The sequence below is a fragment of the Faecalicoccus sp. genome (assembly GCF_036552745.1).
GTDB lineage: Bacteria > Bacillota_I > Bacilli_A > Erysipelotrichales > Erysipelotrichaceae > Faecalicoccus.
Window position 1 is genome coordinate 1 of sequence record NZ_JAXKBY010000080.1, and the last position, 6057, is coordinate 6057.

Annotated in this window: 4 protein-coding genes; 2 read left to right on the plus strand and 2 right to left on the minus strand. The window is 41.0% G+C overall.

Features of this window, described 5'->3' with window-relative positions; all coding sequences use genetic code 11:
- Positions 1 to 57: 57 nt before the first annotated feature.
- Positions 58 to 306 (minus strand): NifU family protein, encoded by a 249-nt coding sequence (locus tag U0M88_RS04020; RefSeq protein ID WP_022789654.1) that lies wholly within the window; start codon positions 304 to 306, stop codon positions 58 to 60.
- 13 nt (positions 307 to 319) lie between these two features.
- Complete coding sequence (locus U0M88_RS04025; protein WP_331868985.1) at positions 320 to 781, minus strand: divergent PAP2 family protein; 462 nt, start codon at positions 779 to 781, stop codon at positions 320 to 322.
- Positions 782 to 873: 92 nt separating this feature from the next.
- Between U0M88_RS04025 and U0M88_RS04030 the strand changes: the two genes are divergently transcribed.
- Positions 874 to 2145, plus strand: coding sequence for a glucose-6-phosphate isomerase (locus U0M88_RS04030; RefSeq protein WP_168964974.1), 1272 nt, complete (start codon positions 874 to 876; stop codon positions 2143 to 2145).
- Between the two features lie 145 nt (positions 2146 to 2290).
- Positions 2291 to 5827, plus strand: a complete 3537-nt coding sequence (gene nifJ, locus U0M88_RS04035) for a pyruvate:ferredoxin (flavodoxin) oxidoreductase (protein WP_117446128.1) — start codon at positions 2291 to 2293, stop codon at positions 5825 to 5827.
- The last annotated feature ends 230 nt before the right edge of the window (positions 5828 to 6057 follow it).

Below are 6057 nucleotides of genomic sequence, written 5' to 3' on the forward strand. Positions count from 1 at the left end.
AAGCTATATATAGGCAAAAGGGTATAAAAAAAGATGCCATATAATCAGCATCTTTCTTTATCCAATCAGCAGTACATCGCGAATGCCGGGAACTTCATCCATCAGTAATAATTTGATACCGGAAGAAAAATCTTCGGCTGCCATCATACATCCGGCACAGGCTCCGCGAAAAGCTACATAAACGATTGCGTTTTCATCGACACCCATCAGTTCAATATCGCCGCCATCCTGTTGAATATAAGGACGAATCTTATCTAGACATGCGTTGATTTGATTCATGTCCGGCATTACAACTTCTTCTGACATTCTGTCTCACTTCCTATCCTAAAAATAAAGGGATGAACAAAAGAGGGAAGACCAGTCCTACGACAAAGCCACCCAGGACCTCCACAAAGCGATGTCCCAATACGGATTTGAGCTGTTCTTCGTATATAGGATTATTCAGTTGTACTTCCATATCTTTTAGATCCTTGATCAACTGCTGCGTTAATTCGATATTTTTTCCGGAATAGTAACGGACATGACAGGCATCATACATCACGATAAAGGCAAATACTGCCGTTACCGCAAAAATAGTGGAATCAAATCCTTCCTGCATTCCGATAGCCATCGATAAACCGGTGACCGTACTGGAATGGGAGCTGGGAAACCCACCACTGGCAACAACCCAGTGCAGATCCCATTTTCCGGATTTTAAATAATAAAAGATCGTTTTTGCCGCTTGTGCGATCAGGTTGCATGAAAGGGCAACAAACAATGGAAATAAAGCTTGTGGAAACATACTCTTTTTTCACTCCTAAACCGTTAGTATTATATCACAGATTCTTTTTTTCGTGATATAATGTGCTCGTAGAATAACGGAGGTACAATAACATGATTCAGTTAGACTTACAACATGCTCATTTAAAAGAGGATGTAAAAGCGTATCAGGAGCAAGTCAATCAGATCGATGAATCTTTGCGTATGAAAACATGCAAGGGAAATGATTTTATCGGTTGGATGACATGGGCTGACGATTATGACAAAGGAGAATTTGCCCGCATTAAGACATGTGCACAGAAGATCCAAAATGACAGCGATGTGTTTGTCGTATGCGGTATCGGTGGCTCTTACCTTGGTGCCCGTGCTGCGATTGAAATGATCAACGGTTTATACGCACAGAAAAAGCCGGAAATCATCTTCATGGGAAATACTTTCTCCAGCAGCTATATTGCACAGGTCATGGACTATATAAAAGATAAGGAAGTTAGCGTTAACGTAATTTCAAAATCAGGAACAACAACAGAAACTTCAATCGCATTCCGTATCTTAAAACAGTTTATGGAAGGAAAATACGGGGAAGATGCCAAAAAACGTATTTATGCGACAACGGATAAAGCCCGTGGTACATTAAAGGCTTTGGCCGATAAAGAAGGATATGAAACATTCGTAATTCCGGATGATATCGGTGGACGATTCTCTGTCATTACACCGGTAGGACTTTTACCAATTGCCGTAGCCGGTATCGATATTGATGAAATCATGAAGGGTCTGCATGATGGCATGGGTGAATACGGTGATGCCGATCTGGATAAAAACCCGGCTTATCGTTATGCGGTAGCGCGTCGTATCTTACAAAACGAAGGTTATGATGTGGAATTATTTGTCAACTATGAAATGCAGATGCAGATGATTGCCGAATGGTGGAAACAGTTGTTTGGTGAAAGTGAAGGAAAAGATGGAAAAGGTATTTTACCGGATAGTGTATGTAACTCTACAGACCTTCATTCACTGGGACAGTTTGTACAGGATGGAAAGAAAATATTATTTGAGACCAATCTGTATGTAGAAAAACCGATGATCGATCTGACTTTCCCAAGCGATGATGAAAACTTGGACAACATGAATTACTTAGCCGGAAAATCGATTGACTGGGTTAACAAGATGGCCGCTAAAGGAACTTTACAGGCTCATGAAGAAACAGGTGGTGTACCAAACATTATCATTACTATGCCAGATATGAGCGCTTACAGTTTCGGTAATATGTGTATGTTCTACTTTAAGGCCATTGCGATGACAACTTTGATGAATGATTCGAACCCGTTCAATCAGCCTGGCGTTGAAGTATATAAAAAGAACATGTTCAAGCTTTTGGGAAAAGAATAAGTAAAAGAGCCGGAATGGCTCTTTTTCGGTTATCGTTATACAACTAAAAACATAAGCTTTTTTTGAGTTGGACTTTAAAATCGGACTAAAAACTCGTATAATAGTTAAGGTATAGGATTACTGTAATAAGGAGGAAATTGAAATCATGCCTAGAGCTAAACTATCGATGGATGGAAATACAGCTGCGGCTCACGTTGCCTATGCGTATACTGATGTTGCGGCAATTTACCCTATTACTCCATCTAGTCCAATGGCTGACCAAATTGATATCTGGTCTGCCGGTGGACGTAAAAACATCTTTGGGAATCAGGTAGTTGTTACAGAAATGCAGTCTGAAGCTGGTGCAGCCGGTGCTGTACATGGATCTTTAGCTGCTGGTGCTTTAACAAATACATTCACAGCCTCTCAGGGTCTGTTATTGATGATTCCAAATATGTACAAGATCGCTGCTGAACAGCTGCCTTGTGTATTTGATGTTTCAGCACGTACCGTTGCGACACAAGCATTGAACATCTTTGGTGATCACAGTGACGTTTATGCTTGCCGTCAGACAGGTTTTGCGATGCTTTGTGAAACAAACCCACAGGAAGTTATGGACTTATCTCCGGTTGCACATTGTGCTGCTTTGGAAGGAAAAGTTCCTTTCATCAACTTCTTTGATGGTTTCCGTACATCACACGAAATTCAGAAAATTGAAACATGGGATTATGAAGATTTAAAAGACATCTGCCCTATGGAAGATGTTGAAACTTTCCGTAACCATGCGTTGAATCCAGAACATCCAGCTATGCGTGGTTCTCACGAAAACGGAGATATCTATTTCCAGCATCGTGAAGCCATCAATACAGTTTATGATGATCTACCTGCTGTAGTTGAAAAATACATGGGCAAGATTAATGAAAAACTGGGAACAAACTATGATTTGTTCAACTACTATGGAGCACCGGATGCAGATCGTGTCATCATCGCTATGGGCTCTATCAATGATGTATGTGAAGAAGTTATCGATTACTTAACCGCAAAAGGTGAAAAAGTTGGTGTTATCAAAGTTCGTTTGTATCGTCCTTGGTCAAGCAAACACTTGTTGAAGGTATTACCGGAAACGGTTAAGAAAATTGCGGTATTAGACCGTACAAAAGAACCAGGTTCTTTAGGTGAACCATTGTTCCTGGATGTTGCGACAACATTAAGAGAAGCCGGAATGAACGACATCAAATTAGTTGGTGGACGTTATGGTTTAGGTTCTAAAGATACTCCACCTTCAAGTGTATTTGCCGTATATACAGAATTATTGAAGGATGAACCAAAAGAACGCTTCACGATCGGTATCGTGGATGATGTGACAAACTTGTCATTGCCAGAAGTAAAACCAGCTCCAATCACAAGTGCACCGGGAACAATCGAATGTAAGTTCTGGGGTCTTGGTGGAGATGGTACAGTTGGTGCCAACAAGAACTCTACAAAGATCATCGGTGACCACACGGATAAATATATCCAGGCTTACTTCCAGTATGACTCTAAGAAAACAGGTGGTATCACAATTTCTCATTTGCGTTTTGGAGACAACCCAATTAAGAGCCCATATTACATCAACCAGGCTGACTTTGTTGCCTGCCACAACCCTTCTTATGTAACTAAGGGATATAAGATGGTACAGGACGTTAAGCCTGGTGGTATCTACATGATCAACTGTCAGTGGTCTGATGAAGAATTAGACAAACATATGCCTGCTGATGCCAAGAAATATATTGCCGAAAACAACATTCAGGTATATACGATCAATGCGATCGATAAAGCTATCGAAATCGGTATGGGTAAACGTACCAATACGATTTTACAGTCTGCTTTCTTCAAATTAGCAGATATCATGCCAATCGATGAGGCTGTTACTTTCATGAAAGAAGCCGCTAAGAAATCTTACTCTAAAAAAGGTGATGCGGTTGTAGAAATGAACTACAAAGCTATTGATGCTGGTGTAGATGCATTGCATAAAGTAGAAGTACCTGCTTCCTGGGCTAATCCAGAAGCTGATGCAGCTCCTGCAGAAAAAACAGGACGTCCTGCCACAGTTAAGATGGTTACAGAAATCATGGAACCAGTTAACTTGATGGATGGAGACAGCTTACCTGTATCTGCCTTCAATGCACACACAGATGGTCAATGGGAAACAGGTGCCAGTGCTTATGAAAAACGTGGTACAGCCGTTATGGTTCCGGAATGGGATTCTAACAAATGTATCCAGTGTAACCAGTGTGCCTTCGTATGTAGCCATGCGACAATTCGTCCATTCTTATTGAATGAAGAAGAAGTCAAAGCAGCTCCGGCTGAAATCAAGCTGGCTGATACAAAACCTAAAGCAAGCGAATTGAAGTTCACAATGAGTGTTACACCGCTTGACTGTATGGGATGTGGTGAATGTATCACTGTATGTCCTACCGGTGCCATCCAGATGGTACCTCAGGAATCTCAGTTACATATGCAGCCAGTATTTGATTACTTAGTTGCCAATGTATCTAAGAAAGATATCGGTTTGAAAGATGAAACTGTCAAAGGTTCTCAGTTCAATCAGCCGTTATTAGAGTTCTCCGGATCTTGTGGTGGATGTGCCGAAACATCTTATGCACGTCTAGTTACTCAGTTATTCGGTGAACAGATGTATATCTCTAACGCAACCGGATGTTCTTCTATCTGGGGTGGTCCGGCTGCAACATGTCCTTACACTGTAAACAAAGAATCTAAACAGGGACCTGCCTGGTCTAACTCTTTGTTCGAGGATAACGCAGAACACGGATATGGTATGGCTTTAGGCTACAAGACACTTCGTGAACACACAATTGCCAAGGTAGCTAAGGTTGTAGAAGAAGCAGGAAATGCAGATCTTCAGGCTGCTTTCGATAAATTTGTCGAAACCAAAGAAGATACTAAAGCAAACGTTGAACCAACAAAGGCTTTAATTGCTGCATTGGAAGCTTTAGGTACAGATGCTGCTAAAGAAGTATTGGCTGATAAGCAGTACTTTGGTAAGAAATCTGTATGGATCTTCGGTGGAGATGGATGGGCTTATGACATCGGATTCGGTGGATTAGACCATGTATTGGCATCTGGAGAAAACGTAAACGTATTTGTATTCGATACAGAAATGTATTCAAATACAGGTGGACAGGCTTCTAAGGCAAGTAACATCGGTGAAGTATGTCAGTTTGCCGCTGCCGGTAAAGAAATGAAGAAGAAATCTTTGGCCGAAATCGCAATGACTTACGGATATGTATATGTTGCACAGATTGCTTTAGGTGCTAACCCTGCACAGGCTGTTAAGTGTATCGCAGAAGCAGAAGCTTACGATGGACCATCTTTGATCATCGGTTATGCTCCATGTGAATTGCACGGTATTGCCAAGGGTGGTTTGAACCATTGTCAGGATGAAATGAAGAAAGCTGTTAAGGCCGGATACTGGAACTTGTTCAGCTTCGACCCAGCTAAGAAAGCTGCCGGTAAGAACCCATTCACATTAACTTCTAAAGAAGGTGACGGAACTTATCAGGAATTCTTGAACAATGAAGCTCGTTACACTCGTTTGGTTAAACCATTCCCAGAAAGAGCAAAAGAATTATTTGCGAAATCTGAAGAAGAAGCCAACGCTCGTTTCGAACACTTGAAGAAACTGGTTGATTTATACAGCTAATTTCGTAAATGAAGGATCGGAATCATTCCGGTCCTTTTTTTGTGCTACAATATCCAAAAAGGAGAACAACATGGAAGAAAAAAATCAAACAATTGTTAAAAAGACGGTTAAAAATGGTATTACCTTTGGTACATGCCTGGCAATGGTTATCAGCTACACAACCTGGCATTCTGTATTTTGGGCGATCATACACGGATTATTGAGTTGGATTTACGTGATTTACTTTATAC

Coding starts and splice junctions, on each gene's coding strand:
- nifJ (WP_117446128.1), top strand. CDS start 2,291: ATGCCTAGAGCTAAACTATCGATGGATGGAAATACAGCTGCGGCTCAC.
- U0M88_RS04020 (WP_022789654.1), bottom strand. CDS start 306: ATGTCAGAAGAAGTTGTAATGCCGGACATGAATCAAATCAACGCATGT.
- U0M88_RS04030 (WP_168964974.1), top strand. CDS start 874: ATGATTCAGTTAGACTTACAACATGCTCATTTAAAAGAGGATGTAAAA.
- U0M88_RS04025 (WP_331868985.1), bottom strand. CDS start 781: ATGTTTCCACAAGCTTTATTTCCATTGTTTGTTGCCCTTTCATGCAAC.